The sequence below is a fragment of the Amycolatopsis sp. lyj-90 genome, from assembly GCF_046549035.1.
Taxonomy (GTDB): Bacteria; Actinomycetota; Actinomycetes; order Mycobacteriales; family Pseudonocardiaceae; genus Amycolatopsis.
The window spans coordinates 361273-382455 of sequence record NZ_JAJPWP010000002.1; the positions used below are offsets into that span (position 1 = coordinate 361273).

Annotated in this window: 23 protein-coding genes; 11 read left to right on the plus strand and 12 right to left on the minus strand. The window is 68.8% G+C overall.

Annotation, left to right across the window (positions count from 1 at the left end; genetic code table 11):
* The first annotated feature begins 4 nt into the window (after positions 1 to 4).
* From ACLJPX_RS07310 to ACLJPX_RS07320, 3 genes are all read left to right on the plus strand, one after another.
* Positions 5 to 1732, plus strand: a complete 1728-nt coding sequence (locus tag ACLJPX_RS07310; protein WP_410599345.1) for a DUF2334 domain-containing protein — start codon at positions 5 to 7, stop codon at positions 1730 to 1732.
* Between the two features lie 888 nt (positions 1733 to 2620).
* Entirely contained in the window at positions 2621 to 3808 is a 1188-nt protein-coding gene (locus ACLJPX_RS07315; RefSeq protein WP_410599346.1) for a cytochrome P450, read from the plus strand.
* A 97-nt stretch (positions 3809 to 3905) separates the two neighbouring features.
* Entirely contained in the window at positions 3906 to 4856 is a 951-nt protein-coding gene (locus ACLJPX_RS07320; protein WP_410599347.1) for an XRE family transcriptional regulator, read from the plus strand.
* On the opposite strand, the gene ACLJPX_RS07325 is transcribed toward ACLJPX_RS07320, so the two are convergent.
* From ACLJPX_RS07325 to ACLJPX_RS07340, 4 genes are all read right to left on the minus strand, one after another.
* Complete coding sequence (locus ACLJPX_RS07325; RefSeq protein WP_410599348.1) at positions 4843 to 5616, minus strand: hypothetical protein; 774 nt, start codon at positions 5614 to 5616, stop codon at positions 4843 to 4845. The genes ACLJPX_RS07320 and ACLJPX_RS07325 overlap by 14 nt on opposite strands.
* Before the next feature lie 9 nt (positions 5617 to 5625).
* Positions 5626 to 6240 carry a papain-like cysteine protease family protein gene (locus ACLJPX_RS07330; protein ID WP_369862477.1) on the minus strand — a complete coding sequence of 205 codons (615 nt, stop codon included), beginning with the start codon at positions 6238 to 6240 and terminating at the stop codon, positions 5626 to 5628.
* 337 nt (positions 6241 to 6577) lie between these two features.
* Positions 6578 to 8140, minus strand: coding sequence for an adenylate/guanylate cyclase domain-containing protein (locus ACLJPX_RS07335; RefSeq protein WP_410599349.1), 1563 nt, complete (start codon positions 8138 to 8140; stop codon positions 6578 to 6580).
* Between the two features lie 85 nt (positions 8141 to 8225).
* Entirely contained in the window at positions 8226 to 9029 is an 804-nt protein-coding gene (locus ACLJPX_RS07340; protein WP_410599350.1) for a class I SAM-dependent methyltransferase, read from the minus strand.
* A 118-nt stretch (positions 9030 to 9147) separates the two neighbouring features.
* On the opposite strand from ACLJPX_RS07340, the gene ACLJPX_RS07345 reads away from it, so the two are divergent.
* Positions 9148 to 9399, plus strand: coding sequence for a hypothetical protein (locus ACLJPX_RS07345; RefSeq protein WP_410599351.1), 252 nt, complete (start codon positions 9148 to 9150; stop codon positions 9397 to 9399).
* Positions 9400 to 9443: 44 nt separating this feature from the next.
* Positions 9444 to 9905: a peroxiredoxin gene (locus ACLJPX_RS07350; RefSeq protein ID WP_410599352.1), complete on the plus strand. Its 462-nt coding sequence runs from the start codon at positions 9444 to 9446 to the stop codon at positions 9903 to 9905.
* Here ACLJPX_RS07350 and ACLJPX_RS07355 read toward each other — a convergent pair.
* Entirely contained in the window at positions 9902 to 10612 is a 711-nt protein-coding gene (locus ACLJPX_RS07355; RefSeq protein ID WP_410599353.1) for a MerR family transcriptional regulator, read from the minus strand. The genes ACLJPX_RS07350 and ACLJPX_RS07355 overlap by 4 nt on opposite strands.
* A gap of 62 nt (positions 10613 to 10674) precedes the next feature.
* On the opposite strand from ACLJPX_RS07355, the gene ACLJPX_RS07360 reads away from it, so the two are divergent.
* Positions 10675 to 11151 carry a DUF6194 family protein gene (locus tag ACLJPX_RS07360; protein WP_101608983.1) on the plus strand — a complete coding sequence of 159 codons (477 nt, stop codon included), beginning with the start codon at positions 10675 to 10677 and terminating at the stop codon, positions 11149 to 11151.
* Here ACLJPX_RS07360 and ACLJPX_RS07365 read toward each other — a convergent pair.
* On the minus strand, positions 11148 to 11708 hold the full coding sequence (locus ACLJPX_RS07365; RefSeq protein WP_410599354.1) for a putative immunity protein: 561 nt from the start codon (positions 11706 to 11708) through the stop codon (positions 11148 to 11150). The genes ACLJPX_RS07360 and ACLJPX_RS07365 overlap by 4 nt on opposite strands.
* 58 nt (positions 11709 to 11766) lie before the next feature.
* Here ACLJPX_RS07365 and ACLJPX_RS07370 point away from each other — a divergent pair, with 58 nt between their 5' ends.
* Both ACLJPX_RS07370 and ACLJPX_RS07375 read left to right on the plus strand, forming a co-directional pair.
* On the plus strand, positions 11767 to 12489 hold the full coding sequence (locus ACLJPX_RS07370; protein WP_410599355.1) for a TioE family transcriptional regulator: 723 nt from the start codon (positions 11767 to 11769) through the stop codon (positions 12487 to 12489).
* Between the two features lie 220 nt (positions 12490 to 12709).
* Positions 12710 to 13867 carry a S1 family peptidase gene (locus tag ACLJPX_RS07375; protein ID WP_101608986.1) on the plus strand — a complete coding sequence of 386 codons (1158 nt, stop codon included), beginning with the start codon at positions 12710 to 12712 and terminating at the stop codon, positions 13865 to 13867.
* Positions 13868 to 13925: 58 nt separating this feature from the next.
* Here the strand turns inward: ACLJPX_RS07375 and ACLJPX_RS07380 are convergent, their stop codons facing one another.
* Positions 13926 to 14774: an SAM-dependent methyltransferase gene (locus tag ACLJPX_RS07380; RefSeq protein ID WP_410599356.1), complete on the minus strand. Its 849-nt coding sequence runs from the start codon at positions 14772 to 14774 to the stop codon at positions 13926 to 13928.
* Between the two features lie 86 nt (positions 14775 to 14860).
* On the opposite strand from ACLJPX_RS07380, the gene ACLJPX_RS07385 reads away from it, so the two are divergent.
* Positions 14861 to 15655 (plus strand): hypothetical protein, encoded by a 795-nt coding sequence (locus ACLJPX_RS07385; protein WP_410599357.1) that lies wholly within the window; start codon positions 14861 to 14863, stop codon positions 15653 to 15655.
* Positions 15656 to 15747: 92 nt separating this feature from the next.
* Here the strand turns inward: ACLJPX_RS07385 and ACLJPX_RS07390 are convergent, their stop codons facing one another.
* The 3 genes from ACLJPX_RS07390 to ACLJPX_RS07400 are packed head-to-tail and all read right to left on the minus strand — an operon-like array spanning position 15748 to position 17787.
* Complete coding sequence (locus ACLJPX_RS07390; RefSeq protein ID WP_410599358.1) at positions 15748 to 16716, minus strand: alpha/beta fold hydrolase; 969 nt, start codon at positions 16714 to 16716, stop codon at positions 15748 to 15750.
* Positions 16717 to 16729: 13 nt separating this feature from the next.
* On the minus strand, positions 16730 to 17197 hold the full coding sequence (locus tag ACLJPX_RS07395; protein WP_410599359.1) for a DinB family protein: 468 nt from the start codon (positions 17195 to 17197) through the stop codon (positions 16730 to 16732).
* The gene (locus ACLJPX_RS07400) at positions 17194 to 17787 is read right to left on the minus strand and encodes a class I SAM-dependent methyltransferase (RefSeq protein ID WP_410599360.1); all 594 of its coding nucleotides are present in this window, start codon (positions 17785 to 17787) and stop codon (positions 17194 to 17196) included. Before ACLJPX_RS07400 ends, ACLJPX_RS07395 begins: the two co-directional genes overlap by 4 nt.
* 68 nt (positions 17788 to 17855) lie before the next feature.
* Between ACLJPX_RS07400 and ACLJPX_RS07405 the strand changes: the two genes are divergently transcribed.
* Positions 17856 to 18428 carry a helix-turn-helix domain-containing protein gene (locus tag ACLJPX_RS07405; protein WP_101608991.1) on the plus strand — a complete coding sequence of 191 codons (573 nt, stop codon included), beginning with the start codon at positions 17856 to 17858 and terminating at the stop codon, positions 18426 to 18428.
* Here ACLJPX_RS07405 and ACLJPX_RS07410 read toward each other — a convergent pair.
* On the minus strand, positions 18425 to 19027 hold the full coding sequence (locus ACLJPX_RS07410; RefSeq protein ID WP_101608992.1) for a response regulator transcription factor: 603 nt from the start codon (positions 19025 to 19027) through the stop codon (positions 18425 to 18427). The genes ACLJPX_RS07405 and ACLJPX_RS07410 overlap by 4 nt on opposite strands.
* Positions 19024 to 20142, minus strand: coding sequence for a histidine kinase (locus ACLJPX_RS07415; protein WP_101608993.1), 1119 nt, complete (start codon positions 20140 to 20142; stop codon positions 19024 to 19026). The genes ACLJPX_RS07410 and ACLJPX_RS07415 overlap by 4 nt, the downstream gene beginning before the upstream one ends.
* A 141-nt stretch (positions 20143 to 20283) precedes the next feature.
* Between ACLJPX_RS07415 and ACLJPX_RS07420 the strand changes: the two genes are divergently transcribed.
* Complete coding sequence (locus tag ACLJPX_RS07420) at positions 20284 to 21168, plus strand: ABC transporter ATP-binding protein (RefSeq protein WP_410599361.1); 885 nt, start codon at positions 20284 to 20286, stop codon at positions 21166 to 21168.
* Positions 21169 to 21183 lie beyond the last annotated feature (15 nt).

Genomic DNA, 21183 nt, shown 5'->3' on the forward strand with positions numbered 1-21183 from the left:
CCCGATGACGAAGGACAAGGGCACGCAGCGCTTCCGCCTGCCCGCGTGGTTCCGGCTCGCCGTCGTGGCGGTCGTCGCGGTCACCGTCGCCGTCGTCGTCCTGGTCCAGGTCACCAAGAAGACTCCGGTCACGGCGTCCCCGCCCGCCACGCCGGTGTCGCTCGCCGGTCGCGCTCCCGAGGCGGGCAAGGCGGGACTGCCGGGCCCCGGCGGCGATCCGGACCGGCGGACCCTCGTGCTCTACGACGACGGGCGAAAGAAGGACGGAACCACTTCCCCACCCGACGAGGTCAAAACGGCCGAGGCGTACGCGATGTTCACCGCGAACCTCGTTTCCCGTGGCACCGCTTGGAAACTGCAGCCCGCCGCCGACTACCGGCCGCGGCAGGCGGACGAGTTCCAGGCCATCGTGTACCTCGGCTCGATCTACGACGCGTCGCTGCCGAAGGCGTTCCTGACCGACGTCACGACGGCCCGGATCCCCGTGGTCTGGATCGGCGCCAACATCTGGCAACTGCACGCCAGTTCCGGCAAGGCGGCCGGTGGTCCCGGCTGGCGCGCGGAAGGCTACCGCGACGACAACCCCACCACCGTCACTTACAAGGGCACTCCCCTACGCCGCGATCCGCGTTCGGGCACCGGGGTCGTCGCGATCGACGTCCGCGACCGGACGAAGGTCCAGATCTTGGCCGAAGCGAGCGCACCGGGCGGCACGCCGTCGCCCTGGGCGGTCCATTCAGGACAGTTGACGTATCTGGCCGAAGTTCCTTACGCCTACGCCGAAGCGCAGGACCGCTACCTCGCCGCGGCCGACATCCTGCTGGGCGTCCTGTCGCCACAGGCGCCGGACCGGCACCGCGCGCTGGTCCGGCTCGAAGACGTCGGCCCGAGGACGAAGCCCGAGGAACTCCGGCGGATCACGGACTTCCTGATCCAGCAGCAGGTCCCGTTCTCCCTCGCGGTCTACCCGTACTACTCGGATCCGCAGGGCCGGGCCAACAACGGCGACCCGACCTCCGCGCGGCTGGTGGACTCGCCGGAACTGGTCGGCGTGCTCAAGGACGCCGTCCAGGCGGGCGCGACGCTGATCATGCACGGCTACAGCCACCAGAGCGACAGCGGCCCGAACCCGTACGACGGGGTGAGCGCGAGCGATTTCGAGTTCTACAAGGCCAGTGTCGACGGCGACGGCGTCGTGCACATGGACGGGCCGATGCCCGAGGACTCGGCGCAGTGGTTCGACCAGCGCATCGCGACCGGACTCGGGGAGTTCCGGCGGGTGGGCCTCCCGGAGCCGACGATGTTCGAGTTCCCGCACTACGGCGGTTCCGCCGTGGACTACCAGCAAACCACCTCGCTCTTCCAGGGACGCTACGACCGCGGCAGCTACTACGCGGGCTTCTGCCCCGGCGGCCGCTGCGGCTCGACGGCCACGGCGACGTCGGAACAGGTGTACGGCCAGTTCTTCCCGTATCCGGTACGCGACGTCTACGGCGCGAACGTCGTCCCCGAGAACATCGGCAACGTGGCGCCCATCGCTTTCAACCAGCACGCCGCCCGCACCGCCGTCGACATGCTCGCCGACGCCCAGAGCGCGCTCGTCGTCCGTGACAACGTGGCGAGCTTCTTCTACCACCCGTTCCTCGGCGAGGGCGGCCTGCGGGATCTGGTGAACTCGTTGCGGGCGCTGGGGTACCGCTTCGTCACACCGGCGGAGATCCTCGACGGCTGAGCCGATGGGGCGCCCTGGCGCACGCGTTTCCGGCCGTGAAGGACTCCTTGCCTACCCTGAAGGTCAGGGATCCGGCAAAGTCGGCTATCCGCTGGTCGCAGGGGTGACGGAGCGGACTCGTCATCCGTGACCTTGACACGCTCCTCGAATGTCCACAGAGGACACCTTCGGTGCATCTTTGCCCGATTTGGGCGGTTTTCGAGGCGGTCGTGAGCGGTAAAGGTCGTTCTATTGAGGGGAAGGGCAAATGTGGCGTGTTCGCGGTCGGGTCGCGCCGAGCCTTCAACGTCCCGGATCTGGCCGGCCAACGAGAGCCGACCGCATCTTGACCGTCCATAAAGGACACATTTGGGCGAGTAAATGTCTGATTGATGACTATTTGCACGCTTTGCGAGCGGGGTCGTGAGTGGCAAAGCGCGTTCTAACCCTCTTTACCACTCACGACCCCCTCGAAAACCGCACATATAGCCATTAACCGGACATTCAACCGCCAGAGAGTGTCCCCTGTGAACACCGGGGAACGACTGGCACCCGCCGACCGGTCCAGAACCGCGCCACAAAGGCCACCACTTAGCCTTGAAGCTACCGAAGGGGGCCTTCAACGCAGAGGCTCGGTCACGCACCTTTGACTCATCCTCAATAACAACCTCTTACCACTCACGACCCCCTGCGCAAACCGCGCAAAGCGCTCGAATCGGACACCAGGATCCGTCTTGAAGTCCTTTGTGGATAGTCACACCCCCACTATGCGACAACCAGCCCGCTGGAAATCTTCGAAACCTGACACGTGCGGATAGCCGACTTTGCCGAGACCCTGCCCCTGAAGGTAGTGAAGGAGGCCTTCACTACTTGACGGAGATCCTCGACGGCTGAGCATAGGATCGGGCCATGCTCGAGAACCTGCTCACGCCGGAGACCAGGACCGATCCGTACCCGTTCTACCGTCAGGTCTTCGGCTGCGGACCGGTGTTCGAGGCCGCCGACCGGTTCTTCGTGGTGAGCGGGTTCGAGGAGGCCTCCGCGCTGCTGAAGAACCCCGCGTTCGGGCATTCGGAGCCGGAGGTGCTGCCGGATCCGCACGAAAACGAGCCGGTGGACGACGAGGGCCGCGTGATCCGTTCGTTCCTCGGGCTCGATCCGCCCGATCACACGCGGCTGCGGCGGCTGGTCTCCAAGGCCTTCACGCCGAAGATGGTCGAGCAACTCGCCCCGAGGGTCGAAGAACTGGCGAAGGAACTGGTCTCGAAAGCGCTCGAAATGGGCGAATTCGACCTGATGACCGAGATCGCGAAGCCGCTGCCGGTCGTCGTCATCAGCGAGATGCTCGGCGTGCCCCTCGCCGATCGCGACCGGTTCGAGGGCTGGTCGCACGCGATGGGGCGCGCGCTCGACCCGTCCTTCCTGATCGCGAAGGAAACCGTCGCCGCGGCGGTCGCCGCCCGGCGCGAGTTCGTCGCCTATTTCCGCGAACTGGCGAAGGACCGGCGGAAGCGGCCGACCGGCGACCTGTTCTCCGACCTGGTGTCGGTGTCCGACGAGGGCGACAGGCTCAGCGAGGGCGAGCTGGTGATCACCGCGATGCTCCTGCTGGTCGCCGGGCACGAAACGACGACCAACCTGATCGGCAACGGGATCCTCGCGCTGCTGAACCACCCGGAGCAGCACCGGAAACTGGCCGAGGACCGGTCGAAGATCCCGAACGCGGTCGAGGAGATGCTCTGGTACGACTCCCCCGTCCAGCTGACCACCCGCATCGCCTTGCGGGACGCGACCGTCGGCGACCGGTTCGTCGGCGAAGGCGCCCAGACGGTCGTTCTGCTGGGAGCGGCCAACCGCGACCCTCGCGCGTACGAGGACCCGGACCGCTTCGACGTCGACCGGCCCTCGCCGAGGCATCTCGCGCTGGGACAGGGCATCCACTTCTGCCTCGGCGCCCCGTTGGCACGGCTGGAAGGGCGGACCGTGTTCGAAGCGCTGCTCGGCGCGGGCCGCGCCTTCCACCGGACCTCCGAGCCGGCCTGGGTGAAGCAGGTGACGTTGCGCGGCCTCGCCGGGCTGCGGCTCGAGTTCGCCTGAGGGGGCGGAAAGTCCGGTTCTCGACCTTCGACGGTTGCCGTCCGCCACCGGACTGCAACATGCTGTGCGCCCGACCCGGTCCCGGTGGGGGTGCCCTATGTACCAGGAAACCAAGGAGCCCAGCGCACGGCGAGCGGTGCCGGACGCGGTCAGGTCCGGCCCCTTCCATCGCGCGCTTTCCGAGGCGGTGGATCACCGCGGCCTTTCCCTGTCCCGGATCCGGGCGCATCTGGCGGCACGCGGGGTTTCCGTGGCCGAATCGACCTTGAGCTACTGGCAGCGCGGACTCCGGCATCCGTCGACGCCGCGGTCGCTCGACATCGTCCGCGCGCTCGAAGCGGTGCTGGGCCTGCCCCCGGACAGCCTGGTCGTCCTGATCGGCCCGCAGCGGCGGCCTCCCGTCGAAGGCGACCACAGGCCGTCGTTGCCGGAACTCCGGCAGAGCTGGGCCGAAACCTGCTCGCTGCTGGACGAACTGAGCGAGTCACCCGGTGCGGTGGGAAACGCGAAGCTCGACGTCGTGACCGTCGTCGACGTGCTGACCATGACCGGGGAAGGACGCATTTCGGAGATCACCTCCACCATGGTGGTGCGGGCGCGGGAGGCCGGCGCGGACGGCTTCGTGGTGACGCATCAGGACGAACCCGGCACCGACATGGAGGCCACGACGGTCTCCGCCACCGATGGCTGCCGACGAGGCAGGGTGCGCCGAAGCGTGTTGTCGCCGGGCATGGTGTTCGAGCTCCTCTTCGACCGTGGCCTGGCCGAGGGCGAGACGCACACCTTCGCGTTCACGTTGCAACTGGCCGAGTCCGTCCGTTCGACCTGTTTCCACCGGACAGTGCGCTCTCGCATGTCCGCCTACCTTCTCCGGATGCGGTTCGACGCCGGAGCGATCCCGGCCCGCTGCGTCAAAACCGTCCGCGAGCGCGAAGAACTTCCTCCCGTGGTCAGCGAACCGTTGTTCTGCGGTCCGGGAGCCACGGTCAGCGCGTATTTCGAAGACCTCGGCGTCGGGATCGCCGGAATCGACCTCATCTGGGAGTGAGCCGGCGCTTGCGCCAGACCAAGAACACCGCGAGGGCGAGCACGGCCACTCCCCCGGCGATCGATCCGGCCAGAATCGCGACGGGCACCCCGCCGTCGACGAGCTGCGGGCCGGCCGGGGCGAAGCCGATTCCTTGATTGCGCTGATAGTCCGAGCCCGGCAGCTTGTCGCCGTAACGGTCGTGCACCTTCCGCTGGTAGTCGGAAAGCGAGAGGGACTTTCCCACCTCCGACTGGGGAAGGCTCGCCCGCAGGAGTACGACGTCGTCCGCGCCGAGGTCGTACCAGCCGTCGATCTGAGGTTCGTTGAGCAGGACCGAACCGGGCCGGAGCCGGGCGCTGAAGGTCTCTTCGTCGTTCCCGGAGAACGCGCCGGCCGCGACCCACTTCCCCGGGCCGTCCGGCATCGCCTGCAGAGTCGCCTTCTGGCCGGAGTCGGCGGTGGCCGTCACGGCGACGGAACTCAAAGCACCGGCCGGGGCGCCGGCGGTGCCGCGGACGAAATCGGGATTGAGCGTGTAGACCGCCACGCCGCGCTCGCTGACCGTGATCCGCCGCGGCTCGATGTGGTCGACCTGCCGGAAGTTCGATTTCGCGAGACCGATCGCGCCCGGCTCACCGGCGACGCGCACAGCGGCGGCGAGATCGTCGGCCGAGGGCGGGACGACTCCTTCGCTCGCCGCGGCGGGCGACGTGACCGGCAAGAGTGCCGCGACGGCCAGCACGAGACAACCGGAGAACTTCCGGCAGATCCTGTTCATGACCGCGTCTCAGCCCTTCCGGATGTTGACGATGGTGTCGTTCCAGGTGTGCTGGGCGTTGCGGCGGTACTGGTTGTAGTTCCAGGTCTTGTACCGCGGGGAAGACGCCCACGGGTCACCGACCATGATGGACTGGCTCGTGGTGTCGTAGCCGTAGATCACCTGGGCGTGGCCGCCGCCCGAAGTCCAGTAGATCCCCGTCAGGTTCAGGATCCCGGAGTCGACCTGGCTGACGACCGAGGTGAAGCCGATGGGGCCACCGGCGTCCTGCGCGGAGAAGCCGGTACCGCGGAACCCGCGGATGATCTCGGAGATCTGTGCCGCCTGGTTCGGGCAGTACCCCGCCTGCGTTCCCTTGCCCGCCGCGCAGAACTGGGCCTGCGTGGCACTTCCGCCCATCGAGCGTTCGATGCTCGAACCGTCCGCGGCCCAGCACCACTGGTTGTACTGCTGCACCTGCTGGGTGTAGTTCAACTGCTTGGAGGCCGCGGTCGAGGCGACCGTCATCGCCGTGCCCGCGACCGGGGCGATCTCGCGCACCTGGGTGTGGGTCTCGGTCTTGATCAGACCGCTGGGCCGGTCGCCGTCCCCGCCGGGCTGTGCGAGGGCGGCGGCGGGCACCATGCTCAACGCGAAGACCGCGGCACCGGTCGCCAGCACGGCCCGGGTCACCCGCCGACTCGATAAGCTCTTCACAGATGTCTCCTTTGACATGGGGATGGGGAGAGGCGCACCAGAGGTGGCCGCCGGCCGGACGAGGTGCTCCCGGCCGAGATCACCGTGCGCCGCGGCGCCCCCCGGGGACAACGCCCTCGCTCGACGGCGGGGAAACGCTGTGATCGTTCACAGGAAGCGCGACGTCGGGACGGCCAGGAAATCGCGGGTCCACGACCTCACGACGCGCGGTCACGCGCAAGATTCACTGTCCGTTCACAAGGGCTGTGAATCCGCCACCAAAGGTTCAGGGACGCGGGGTCGCCAGCGTCGTCGGGCGGTTGCGACCTCGCAAGGTGACGTTCTCCGTCGCCTTCCACTGTCCGGCCTCGGCCTCGGCCGCCGACTCGATCGCCGTCCACGAAGCGAGCAACCGGGCTTCGGCGTTCTTCGCCAGCTCCGTGAGCCGGGCGGCTTCGTTGACCGGGTCGCCGATCACCGTGTACTCGAACCGGCGCGGGTCGCCGACGTTCCCGGCGACCACCTCGCCCGTCGCCACGCCGATCCCGGCCGGGCATTCCGGCACCTCCGCCGCCAGCCTGCGCCCGATCGCCCGGGCCGCGGACAGCGCGAGGGTCGCGTGGTCGTCCAGCCGCACCGGCGCGCCGAAGATCGCGAGCGCGGCGTCACCGACGAACTTGTTGACCAGCCCGTGGTTGCGGTCGACCTCGTCGACCACCACCGCGAAGAACCGGTTGAGCAGGCCGACGACCTCCTCGGGCGGACGGCTCGCGGCCAGCGCGGTCGAGCCGATCAGGTCGACGAACAGCACCGACACCGTCCGCACCGTGCCGCCGAGTTCGGCGGACGTGCGCATCGCCTCGATCGCGACGTCCTCGCCGACATGCCTGCCGAACAGGTCCCGCAAACGTTCGCGTTCGGCGAGACCGACGGCCATCCCGTTGAAACCCGCCTGCAGCAGACCGAGTTCGGTGCCGTCGTAGACCGGGATCTCCACGGCGAAGTCCCCGGCCCGCACCCGGCCCAGCGCGTGCTGCACCGACCGGATCGGGTTCACCACGGCGCGGGCGGTGAACACCGTCACCAGCAGGCCGAAGCACAGCACCACCAGGCCGAGCGCGACGACCGAGACGGCGAGCTTCGTGGTCGACACGTCGCCGCGCACCCACGCCAGCACCGCCGTGACCACCAGCCCGGCGACCGGGACACCGGTGCCCAGGCACCAGAACAGCAGCATCCGCAGGTTGACCCCGCCGCTGAGGGGCCGCTCGGGCGAGGTGCCCGCCAGGGCAAGGGCCGCGTACGGCCGGAGGATGAACTCCCCTGCCAGATAAGCGATCGCGCAGACGACCACGCCCGCGAACGCGACGACGAGCAGTTCGGTCAGCACGACCCGCGGCTGCACCAGCGCGGCCAGCGCGCCGAACACCACGGTCGCGATGCCCCACAACACCGCCTGGACCAAGGTCAGGCGCAACGGGACGCGGAGGCAGGCGGCGCGCTCCGCGTCGGTCGGCGTCCGGCCGTCCGCCGCCCAGCGCAACGTCCGCAGCGCGCCCCGGGTGCCCCACAGCGCCCCCACGACGACGGCGGAGACCACGTAGACGGGGACCGCGATCGCGGTGACCCGGACGAGTTCGCCGGACATGCCGGGCGAGGGCATCAACAGCGCCGCCAGGCCGACCACGACCAGCGCGCCGATGACGTTGGTCGCGATCAGCGTCCCGGTGAGCAGCCCCTGGACGCGACGGCGCAACACGGCCGCGTCCTGATCGAGCGGACCGAGCAGCCAGGAGCCGAACGGCCCTTGCCCGCGGTCCCGAACAGAGGAGTCCTTGACTGGTCGCACCCCGTACCCGCCGTTCACCCGGTTTGAGTGAACGACTGTACACCGAAACCCGCCACCCCTCGCGTTTAGTCCTCTAGATGCTGGGTCAGCCGACGGTGCCGGAGCCGATCAGCGTGGTGACGTCGAGCTCGGTCACACCCTCGTCGCGCAAGGAATCGAGGTAGCGCTCGCGCACCTGCTCGACGACAGCGGGTTCGAGATCGGAAAGAAGGCCCCGGAAGCCGGATCCGATGATGACCAGCCACGCCACTTCCGGCGTCATGGTCAGCCGCAGTTCGTTGACCACGACGTCCACATCGGACAGACCACGCGCGGAAAGCCACTCGGCGTAGCTCTCGGCCTGGTTGATCCGGTCGATCAACCCGGGCTCGCGTTCCGGCGGCGGCGCGGAATCGGTCACCGCGGCCATCGCCCGGCCGACGTACCGGCCCGCCGTCACCATGGATCCGCCGCGCCAGATGGTGAACACGGCCCGCCCGCCGGGCCGGACCCGGCTGATCAGCCGCTCGGTGCCGTCCGTCATGTCGGGGAAGAAGAAAATGCCGAGCGCGGTCAGCACCGCGTCGTACCCGTCGGTTTCCCACGCCGTCGCGTCGGCTTGGTGCGCGCGAAGCTGCGGCAGGTCCGCCGACAGCCGGCGCAACTCGCCGATCATCGGACCGGAGAGGTCGAGCGCGTCCACCACCCCCTCGGGGCCGACCACCCGCGCCGCCGGGAGCGCGGACGCGCCGGTCCCGCAACAGGCGTCGAGGACACGGGCTCCGCGGCCGAGTCCGGCGGCCGCCACCGTGGCCGCGCCGATCGGCTCCCAGAGATAGCGCCCCAACGCGGCGAAATCGGCCGCCGCTTCGTCGAAGGCACGCTGCGTGCCGACCTTGCGAGTAGACATGCCGCGACGATATCCGTTTTCGCACCCTCAGGGTCTTTGTTACCTACGACGGACGGAGGCCGTGAGAACGCCCATCCAGCGGGCGAACCGCGAACCACTCCCGCCCTACCGTGGTCGGATGAGGAAAACACTGCTCGCGCTGCTCGGCGCGGCCGCCGTCCTGGGCACGATCGCCACCCCCGCTTCCGCGAGCACGCAGGAGACCAGGGAGTTCGTCGGGCACGGGTCGAGCGACTTCGGCCTCGAACTCGTCTATGCCCGGCACGACGCCAGGAACCAGGCGACCTGGGCCGGTTTCACCGACTGCGAGGAGTACGACAAGATCCTCTTCCCGTACAACGCGACGGTCTTCTGGCGCTGCACCCGCTGAGATCCGGGACCAATCCGGCGCGCACCCGGCTCCGAAAGCCGGACATGGACCAAGGAGACCTCGCCCCGGACTTCACCCTGCCCGACGACACCGGCCAGGACCGCACACTGTCGGACTTCCTGTCCACCGGCCCGGTCGTGCTGTTCTTCTACCCCGCCGCGATGACCGGTGGCTGCACCGCCGAGAGCTGCCACTTCCGCGACCTCGCCGCGGAATTCGCCGACGTCGGCGCCCACCGTGTCGGGATCAGCCCGGACGGCGTCACCAAACAGCGCGAATTCTCCACCCTGCACGGTTTCGACTATCCGCTGCTGTCCGATGTGGACGGTGCCGTCGCCAAGCAGTTCGGCGTCTGGCGCAGGTTCAGCCCGCTGCACGCCAAACGGCGCACCTTCGTGATCGACACCGACCGCAAGGTCCTCGAGGTGATCAAGAGCGAGCTGAAGTTCGAAGTCCACGCGGACAAGGCGCTCGCGGCCCTGCGCGAACGGAAGACCGCGGCCTAGCCTGCCGTGGCGATGAGCGAAAGCGCGGCGGTGCCGTCGAAAAGCGCTCGCGAGCGGGCCGTGATCGCGGCCTCCCGGACGGCGAGCGCGGAGGCGACGTCCTCCAGCCTCCGGGCTCGCCGCAACTCCGGCATGAGCGCGCGAAGGGGCGCGACGCGATACCCGGCGAGCCGCAGCTGGTGCACGATCCGCGCGTCCCGCACCTGGGACGGCGTGTACCGCCGCGTCCCGCGCTGATCGCGGCCGGGGACGACGAGCCGTTCCGCGTCCCAGTGCCGCAATGTCGACGGACGCAGACCGAGCGCCGACGCGAGTTCGGAAACGCCCATCGAGTCCGAGCCGCGCACGTCTTCGATCGGTTCGCGGGAGATCACCCGGACGGCTTCCGTGGCCTCCCGCAGATCCGCGCGTTCGGCGTCGAGCCGGGCATGGGCCGCGTCGAGGAGCGCGAGCACCTCGGCGAGCGGGTCGCGATGCAGCGCGCGGACGATCTTCTTGGCCTCGACCGGCCCCACCCCGGAGGCGAGCGCACGATAGGCCAGCGCGGACCGGAGATGGACCTCCCCGTAGCTCCGGTACCCCGCGGCCGTCCGCGTCGCCGCCGGGAGCACGCCGTCGCGTTCGAGGTTGCGCACCTGCTGGACGGAGTACCCCGCCCGCCGCGCGACCTCCGCGGTGCGCATCCCGGCCGATTTGAGACTTGACACCTTCACTCCGTCGAAAACGTCGTCGAACCCTCCACAAGCACTTTAATGTGACGCTTGAGCACATGACCATCGAAGAGATCATCAGCTTCGTGTCGGACCTCGACGGCGTCCTGGCCCTCACCCCCGCGCCCGGCGACGACTGGCCGGAGCTCAGCTGGGGCGACGCGTTCTTCTACTACTCGCCCGACGGTGTCGTCCCCACGAACGTCCAGCCCTTCGCGACGGTCGTGACCAAGAACTACCCCGGCGACGAGACCTCGCGCCTGGACCGGCCGGACACCTTCCGCGTGAACATCCACGCCGGTAAGGAGGAGTTCGCCCGGCGGCTCGGCCGCGCACCCCGGGAAGCGGCCGGAACCGACGTCGACCCCGGCGTCACCGACACCGTGATCGCCCATCCCGTGTACGGAACCGCGGGTTGGCTGGCGGTGGTGAACCCGGCGTCCCGGACCGAAGAGGTCACTCGCGAACTGCTCGGCACGGCCTATCAGCGAGCGCGGGAGCGGTACGAGCGGCGAGCGGACTCCCCACGCGCTTAGAGGACCGAACGCGACCGCAACGACGCGTCCAGCGTCCGCAGCAACTCCCCTGCCCGGCGACCGCCGCCCGGAGCGTCCGGGTAGCGCTTCAGGACGTCCACCACGACAGGACCGGCGAGACCGGCCAGCTTCTCGATGTGCCCGGCGCCGACGGCGGGGTCATCACCGGCCTCGAGTTCGAAGGCGCGCGCCGCGTTCGCGGCGGCTCCCAGGATGTGCGGGACCTGGGTCGCTTTCGCCAGCGGATGCAGATACGCGGACGCTCCCGCGTGGCCGGCGGCCCGGGCCGCCTCGAACGCGGCTTCACGACCGCTTTCCCTGGCGGCCCGAGCCGCCCGGTGCGCGTCCAGCGAGGTCATCCGCAACGCCTTCGTCCGCTTGCCCCCGGCCGCGAACTTGCGTGCCTCGTCGAGCACGGCCCGCGGACGCGGATCCTCCGGGCACTCGCGCTCGAAGATCGCCAGGGCGGGCTCCGCGCAGGCCACGGAGAAGGCCGTGACCGCACGTAGTTCCGCCAGGTCGAGGTCGATCGTGAGGTTCTGTTCCGCCGCTGTCATTCACTCGACTGTATCGTTGAATCGCCGGTTGGCACTTCGCAGCGACGATGGCAGGACAGTGGGCCGAAACCTTCAAACCCGCGAACGGCTCAGGCCGGTCGATCTGGCGCGTGAGCACGGTCTGTCGACGCAGGCCGTCCGCAACTACGAGGCGGACGGCATCCTCCCGGCGGCCGAACGCGGTCCGCAGGGCTATCGCACCTACACACCGCTGCACGCGCAAGCCCTGCGCGCGTTCCTCGCCCTCGTGCCGGGACACGGCCACGCGACGGCGACGTCGATCATGGCCGCGGTCAACCGGGGCGCGGTCGAGGAGGCGCTCCGGCTCGTCGACGAGAGTCACGCCCAACTGCTCGACGACCGCCGCACCCTCCAGGCCGTCGCGGCCGCGCTCCGCGAACTCGAGCCCGTGCCCGTGTCGCAGGAGCGGGGCGATCTGTTCGTCGGCCCGCTGTCGCGGAAACTGGGCGTCCGGCCCGCCACCCTCCGGAAATGGGAACGCGCCGGCCTTCTCCGGCCCGAGCGTGACCCGCGGACGGGTTACCGCGTGTACAGCGCGGCCGATGTGCGCGACGCCAAGCTGACCCATCAGCTCAGGCGGGGCGGCTATCTCCTGGAGCGGATCGCGCCGCTGATCGAGCAGGTCCGCTCGGCCGGAGGTGTCGTGCCCCTCGAGTCGACGCTGCACGACTGGCACACCCGTCTCTCGGCGCGGGGCCGTGCCTTGCTCTCCGGCGCCGCCGCGCTGGACACCTATCTCGGCGAGAACCCGAATCGCTGACACTTTTGCGCCATTGACACTTCCGCGCAATAGAATACGCAGGCAATTCACGTTTTCCGCATACGAAAGTAGTACCGGTTCAACGGAACCTACTTTCGGCGCTACGACACGATAGTCAGCCGCTCGTAATCTGCGTGACGTCGAGATGAACCGCCCGGTCCCTGCCTTTTAGAACATATTCCGGCGGTTCGTCGTTCCCTCCTTATCGAAGGAAATTCGCATGCGAATTCGCGGACCCGTCATGCTCACTCTGCTGAGCGTCTGCGCCGGAATAGGCGCGTTCGCCGTTCCGGCGACCGCCGCTCCGGTCACCGCTTACGACCAGACGATGCTCGAGACCCTCGCGGCCCAGCTCCAGGTCAGCCCGCTTCAGGCCGCGCAGAAACTCGACCACGAGAAGAACCTGATCTCGTCGCTGGAGAGCATCAGAACACGTGGCCTGCACACCGACGGCGCGTACTTCGACGACGCCGGCGCCCTCGTGGTGAACTCCGACGCCGGATCCGCCCAGGCACTCCGCGCGGCCGGTTTGACCGCCCGCACCGGCGCCCGCGGTGAGAAGGCGCTGGACGCCCTGACCGCCACCGTCGGCAGCGTGATCGGCAAGGACGTCGCCCAGGTGCAGTCCTGGGGTCCGGAACTCGCGGCCGACCAGGTCGTCGTCACCGTGCAGCAGGGCGCGGACCGCGCCCTCGTCCGCAGGCTTTCGGCGCTGCCCGGCGTGACCGTCCGGACCGGGGTCGCCAACGGCAACACCACGCAGGCCGACGTCATCCCTGGCCAGATCATGGACCTCGACCCCGGCACCAACTGCTCCCTCGGCTTCCCCGGCACCACCAGTGACGGCGACAACGTGCTGCTCACCGCCGGGCACTGCGTCGAAGGGAACCCGGACATCCTCAACCGCAACGGCGTCCACATCGGCCGGGGCGTCGCCACCGAGTTCCCGTCGGCCGACATGGGCCTGATGGACATCGACGACGAAGACACCGGCCGCGGCTACGTCGACACCCGCAAGGGCACCACGGTGCAGATCACCGGCAGCTCGAAGGCGCCGGTCGGCACCACGCTGTGCAAGGCGGGCAACACCACCGGCTGGACCTGCGGCAAGATCACCGCCTACAACCAGACCGTCCGCTACAACGGGGAAAGCGTCGCCACCAAGGGCCTGGCGAAGTCCACGGTCTGCACCGAAGGCGGCGACAGCGGCGGTGCCTACATCGCGGGCAACACCGCGCAGGGCATGACCTCCGGCGGCCCCGACGACGGCCACGACTGCGGGTACAACCAGGGCTCCAACGCCACCGGCTCGTACTCCTACTACCAGCCCGTCGTGGACGCGGCGAACACCTACGGGGTCACGCTGACCCGTTCCTGACCGACAAAGCCTCGTGAGTGGTAAGGACGGTTCTAACCGTCCTTACCACTCACGAGGTTCAGGGTTTACGGGCCACGCCCGCCAAGCCGCGAGACCCCACCAAATCTTCCTCGTGCAGCGGTCCGCCTTCGGGACGCCATTCCGGCAACCACACGAGACCGGGCTCGACCGGCCGCAGTCCGGTGAAGAAAGAGGCGATCTCTTCCCGCCCGCGAAGCGTGATGGCACTGTTGGTCCGGCGGCGGTAGGAATCGACCACGTTCGCCGATTGTTCGTGCAGCACGGTGTCCTCGGCCGGAACGTGGATATGCGAAAGTGCCATGAGACTGCCGGAAGGCAACTGCTCCAGATAGCGGCCGAGAGTGACGTGCGGGGCGGTTTCGTCGGGCATGAAATGCAGCAACGCCACCGCCAGCAGGCCGATCGGCTGTCCCGGATCGATCAACCCGGTGCCGAGCACCTTCTTCCACAGCCGGAGACCGTCGTGGAAGTCGCCGTCCAGCGCGGTGTGCCGGGCCGGGTCGGCCGTCTGCTCCAGCAGGATCTCCGCGTGGGCCTGCGCGATCGGCTCGTTGTCGATGTACACGACCCGGCATTCGCCCGGCGCGACCTCTTCGGCGACCTCGTGCACGTTGCCCTGGGTCGGCAGCCCGGAACCGATGTCCACGAACTGCCGGATGCCCTGATCGACCATGTAGCGAACGGCACGGCCGAGGAAAGCCCGGTTGGCACGGGCGAAATCGCGCATCGACGGGACGAGCCGGAGCTGTTCCTCGGCGAATTGCTGATCGACGGCGTAGTTGTGCACCCCGCCGAGCAGATAGTCGTACACGCGGCCGACCGAGACCTTGTTCACCGAATCCGCCAGCCGCTGCGCCACGTCACGGGCGCTCGCATTCTCCCCCATGAGCAGAAGATAGCGGATCCCGCCGTGTAACGGTTCCCGGTTCGCCGACGACCTGCAGACACGTTTTCCCGATGAAGGGGGCGGCGATGCGGCGACCACGTGGAGGCACGGCCGTCGTCATGGTGATCCTCTCGATCGCCCTGACGACGGCGGCTTGCGACGAAGACTCCGGCGACCCCGGCTGTCCCGACGCCACGACCGGGAAACGCGTACCCCTCGTGATGACCGGCGGGGCCCCGCGGGACATTTCCGGGCTGGCCATGTGCACCGACGAAACCGGCACGTCGGTCTTCATCGGCAACGACACCAAGGACGTCTGGCTGGTTCAGCCCGCCCGTCCGGCGGCGGTCCTGCAACACGGCGGCGTGCCGGCGATGGTGCAGATCTTCCGCGCGAGCCGATCACCGGGCCCCCTCGGCGGCACGACGCTGGAACCGGGCACGGCCGTCACCGTCGCGCTGCGCCCGGCCGAGATCGGCCTGGCGATAGATTCCGTGCTCCAGAGCCAATGGTCGACGATGACCGTGATCGACCAGACCGCCACCGCCGCCCGCGAACAGTTGCCCGAGCTGATCAGGAACGAGAAGTACAAGAGCGCGGTGACAAGCTGTCTCGAGGCCAGCACCCGGATCGTCGACTACGGCGCCGCCGCCCGGTACGACACGCAGACGCTGATCCAGTCGCTGGGCCTGACCACCGGGACGACGCGCTGCGCCGCCGATCTCACGGTCGCCGAAAACGAGCGACAGACACTGGCCCGGCAGCAGAAACGACTGCCACCGCCCGAGCTGAAGATCTCGACCTTCGCACAGAAAGCCGGCTCGCTCTCCTCGGAGCTGGACGATCTGCTCAAGGCGGCCGGGCGACTGTTCTCTCGCTGAGCCTGGTGGCCGCCGACAGCACACTCGGCAGTCCGTGAAGGCCTCCTTCACTACCTTCAGGGTAGGGAAGGAGGCCTTCACGGACCGGACGGCTACTTCAGGAACTTGACCAGCTCGGCGCTCACGAACTCCGGGTTCTCTTCCGCGAGCCAGTGCCCGGCCCGGGGCACCTCGACGGCGCGGACGAGGTCGGCGACACGGGGCGCCAGGGTCGCCTTCTGCGGTTCGAGCAGCCCTTCGGCGGTCATCAGCAGGGTCGGAGTGGTGATGGGCTTCGTGCCGGTGTTGGCGGCCGCGTCCTGGCCGAGCGTGCGGTAGAGCTCGAATCCGCCGTGCAGCACCTCCGGCCTGCCGTAGGTACGGGCGTATTCGCCGATCTCGGCCTCGTCGAACGGCGACGGCGCCCCGGGCCCGCCGAAAGCCGTTCCCGAATAGGCGACCTGGGGATAGAAAAGGGAAAGGTATTCGCGGACGTCGTCGCCGACGACGGCTTCCGGAACCGTTTTCTGCGAGTGGAAAGCGATGTGCCAGCTCAGGTTCCGGTACGCCGTCGCGTCGAGCGCGGGGCCCGGCAGCGGCAGGTCGAGATAGGCGAGCTTGGTGAGATCGCCGGGGAATTGCGCGGCGTACTGGAAGGCGACAGCGGCACCGAGGTCGTGGCCTGCGATCCGGGCGTCGCGCAGGCCCAGCCGTCCGGCGACGAGGCCGTGCACGTAGCGGGCGAGGGTGGCCTTGTCGTAGCTGGGCGGCGCGCCGGTGCTGTCCCCGAGGCCGGGGAGGTCGAGCGCGTACACGGTGAAATGCTCGGCCAGCGCGGGCATGACGCGGTGCCAGCCGTACCAGGTCTGCGGCCAGCCGTGCAGCAGGACGAGCGGAGCGCCCTTGCCGCCGGTGACGTAGTGCATCTTCACCCCGTCGACGTCGGCGAACTCGTGGCGGAACTGCTGCGCGAAACTCGCGTCGCCGCGGGTGATCTCTTCGTAGGGTGGGGCGGCCGGTGGCGAACCGCAGGCCGTCACCAGCACGAGGGCCGCGACGAACGCGGCGGCTCGGTGAAGCATGGAAGTCTCCGTTTCAGCGCCCGGTGGCGCCGTCGACCAGTTCGCGCAGGATGTCGGCGTGTCCCGCGTGGCGGGCGGTTTCCTCGATCAAATGGGTCAGCGTCCAGCGCCGTGATCCCCGGCGGGGGCCCGCTTCGGCGAGGTCGGTCCAGGACGCGATCTCGTCGTTCGCTTCGGCGATGACTTCCCGGTAAGCGGCGAGAAGTGACGCCGTCGTGTCCTCCGGGGACGGATGGAACGTCGCTTTCCAGTCGGTGACGTCGTCGTGCCCGAGCAGCCAGTGCCGTTCCACCTGGGTCAGGTGCTTGATCAGGCCGAGCAGGTTCGTGCCGGAGGGCACGCCCGGTACGCGGGCCCGCTCTTCAGGCACCCCGTCGGCTTTGGCCATGATCGCGGCGCGCAAGTAGTCGAGGAAACCGGCCAGCACGTCCTTCTCACCGGCTCCGGTCGACGGCGGCCCGGTGTCGCGTTTCCGGCTCATCGCTCCCCTCGCCTGAGCACCAGGATGTGGTCGACGACGGTCGCGGTCTGTCCCGCCGGACCGGTGGCGTGCCGTTCCGATGCCTCCGCGCGCTCGACCGGCCATTCCACCGGATCGAGGGCCAGCTCAGCGGTCACTTCCAGCGGCGTGGGGTACTGGGCGTTCTGGTCCCAGGACCACGGCGCGGCCGAGCCGTGATCGACGACGACCAGCCGTCCGCCGGGGTTCACCGAGTTCGCGGCGGTCCGCAGCACGTGGGCCCGGTCCAGTTCGAAAGGCGTGTGGAAGTACTGCGCGGACACCAGATCGAAGGAGCCGTAAGGGAAATCCTCGGCGAGATCGACGCGGAGGGCCGTGATCGCCGCACCGCGCTCCCGGAGCGAACGCACGGCCGCGCCGGAGATGTCGACCGCGGTCACCCGCCAGCCCCGGGCGGCCAGCCACAGCGCGTCTCCCCCGCCGCCGCAGCCGAGATCGAGTGCCGTGCCAGGGGTCAGCGGGCCGGCTATCTCGGCCAGTCTCGCGTTCACCTTCGGCGTTCCGGCGGAACGCCGTTCGTAGAGCCCGTCCCAGAATTTCGTCGCGTTCATGGTCGCCACTGTCGCCTCGGAGGACATGATCTGGCACGAAAACTTGCCGACCTGGCAAGATCGACGGCATGGCGGACGAGACGGACGAGGTACTGGACGCGGTCGGCCCCCGGTTGCGCGCGCTGCGCAAACGCCGTGGCCTGACCCTGGCCGAGGTGTCGGCGACGACCGGGATCTCGGAAAGCACCTTGTCACGGCTGGAAAGCGGCGGGCGGCGGCCCACACTGGAACTGCTGCTACCACTCGCGCGCGTGCACGGCGTCCCGCTCGACGACCTCGTCGGCGCACCCCGGACCGGCGATCCGCGGATCCATCTCCAGCCGATCCACCGGCACGGCATGACCTTCCTGCCGCTCACCCGCCGCGCCGGCGGCGTGCAGGCCTTCAAGATGCTCATTCCCAGCCGCCCCGAACCGGCGGAACCCACGCCGCAGACCCACGGCGGCTACGAGTGGGTGTATGTCCTCAATGGACGGCTCCGGCTGGTGGTCGGCGACCGCGACATGGTCCTGCCGCCCGGCGAGGCCGCCGAGTTCGACACCGCGCTGCCGCATTGGCTCGGCTCCGCCGACGGTCATGCCGTCGAGACCCTTGTCCTTTTCGGACCGCAGGGCGAACGCGCCCACATCCGGGCAGACTAAAGCCAGTCGTGCTCACGCGCGTACCTGGCGGCTTCGTGCCGGGTCTGCGTCTGGGTCTTCTGCATGGCGTTCGAGAGGTAGTTGCGCACCGTGCCCTGTGCGAGGTGGAGCTGAGCGGCGATCTCGGCGACGGAATACCCCTCCCCGGTCACCCGCAGCACCTCGAGCTCCCGTTCGGTGAGGGGACAGTCGTCGACGACGGCGAGCGCGGAGACGTCCGGGTCGATCCAGCGTTTGCCCTGGTGCAGGGCGGCGATGACGAACGTGATGTGCGAGGGTTCGGCCGCCTTGCTGACGAAACCCTGCACCCCGAGTTTGAGGGCTTTGCGGAGCACACCGGGTTTCGCGTGCCTGGTCAGCATGAGGATGACCTGGTCCGGCCGGGTGCGGCGGATCTCCGCGACCGCGCCGAGCCCGTCCACACCGGGCATTTCGAGGTCGATGACGAGGACGTCGGGTTCGTGCCGCAAGGTGGCCTCGACGGCCTCCTCGCCGTTCTCCGCTTCGGCGAGGACGGTGATCTCGCCCTCGAGCGGGAGCAGCGCGGCCATCGCCTTGCGGAGCAGGGCTTCGTCGTCGGCGAGTACCACCGTGGTCATCGTTTCTCCGTTGCTTCGGAACGTCCGCCCGGGAAGGACGCGGCCGTGACGAACTGCCCGTCTTCCTGTTCCACCGTCAGCTCGCCGCCCTCCGCGACGACACGTTGTCCGAGCGCGGCCAGCCCCCGGAGTTCGGGCAGTGGTGCGCGCTGGGCGCCGTCGTTGACGATGCCGATACTCCACTCCGTCAGGGTGATCCGCACCCGCGTCGCCTGGGCGTGGCGCAGGATGTTGGTCGTGGTCTCGCGGAGGACCTGGCCCAGCAGCCTGCCCGCCTCCGGATCGACGTCACCCTCCCGGTTGATCCGCACGCGGATCCCCGCGGCCTCGAAAAGGTTCCTCGCGTTCTCCAGTTCGGCGGAAAGGTTGAGCCTCCGCTGAGCATAGGCGAGTTCCTTCGTCTGGGTGATCGTGTCGCTGACGAGCGCGTGGATCTCCCTCAGCTCCTGTTTGGCCCGTTCGGCGTCGATGTCCACCAGTTTCGTGGCGAGCGCGGTCTTCAGCTTCACCACGTGGAGGGTGTGGCCCTGGATGTCGTGCAGATCGCTGGCGAAGCGGACGCGTTCGCGGATGACGGCCAGTTCAGCCTCCCGCTCGCGTGACTCCTCGAGTTCGTGGACGACGTCGTAGAACCGCTTGTTGGGGAACATGAGCCCGAGCACGATTGCGGTGACCGCGGCGGGGACGAAGACGAACCTGATCAGTTCTTCGGACATGTCCTCGTGGGAGACCAGCAGCCTCGACGCGCCCACCGCCGCGATGTACACGACGAGCGCGATCGCGGCCGCGACCCGGTGCCGGGGAAGCTGGGGAACGACGAAGGAACCCACGAGAAGGATCCCGAAGAACGCCGACCCGCCGCCGATCAGCAGCACGGAGAACGGCCACACGGCGGCCGTGACGACCAGGCACGGGATCGCGACCCGCATGAGCTCGCCCGAAGTCCACCGCACGAAGGCGACCATGGCCGCCAGCACGCTCAAGCTCAGGACGACCACGTGCCACCAGGTCCGCGCGTCCGACGCCACCACGATCACCCCGCCGACGGTGAACAGCGGGAAGAACATGGTGAGGTTGAGCTTGCGCAGCTTTCCCCGCGCCGGCTCGGTGTCCACATCAGACATGGGCCCAGTATCGGCCCTCCGCGACGGAGGGCACCAGTGACACCACGTCATGGTTCACCCCGAAGAATGTCATGGGCCGGTCATGACGTGACCGCACTGGCCGTTCCGGGCAGGAGCGGTTGAGATCTAGGTATGACTTCGACACCAGTGATCGACGTAGACCGCCTGAACCTGAAGTACGGCGACTTCCACGCCGTGAAGGATCTGTCCTTCCAGGTCGGGCGAGGCGAGTTCTACGCCCTGCTGGGCACCAACGGGGCGGGGAAGACCTCGACCCTGGAAACCCTCGAAGGGCACCGGACCCCGACGTCGGGCACGGTCCGCGTGCTGGGAAAGAGCCCGCGTGACCGCGCCGCCGTGCGGCCCAAGATGGGCATCATGTTGCAGGAGAGCGGTTTCTCACCGGACCTGACGGTGAAGGAGTCGATCCGCCTGATCGGGACGCTGACCCACCGCACGGACCGCCTCGAACGGGTCCTCGGCATCGTGGACCTCACGCGCAAGGCGAACACGAAGGTGTCCCAGCTTTCCGGTGGCGAGAAGCGGCGGCTCGACTTCGCGACCGCGGTGTACGGCTCGCCGGAACTGGTGTTCCTGGACGAGCCGACGACCGGTCTGGACATCCAGTCGCGGGACGCGCTGTGGGACGCGGTCGACAAGCTGCGCGAGGACGGCTCCACGATCGTGCTCACCACGCACTACCTCGAAGAGGCCCAGCAGCGCGCCGACCGCATCGGCCTGATGCACCGGGGGAAGTTCCACCAGGAGGGCACGGTCTCCGAGCTGACGCGGACGCTGCCCGCCGTGATCCGCTTCGTCCTCCCCGCCCCGGCACCGGCGCTGCCGTTGCAGGGCAGGCGGGAGCACGACGGGAAGTTCGTCATCGAGACCTTCGGTCTGCAGAAGGACCTGCACACCCTGTTGCGGTGGGCGCAGGACCACGCGATCGAGCTGCGGGACCTCGAAGCGGGCCCGACCAGGCTCGACGACGTGTTCCGCGCCATCGACAACGACTAGCCACTCACTCCACAA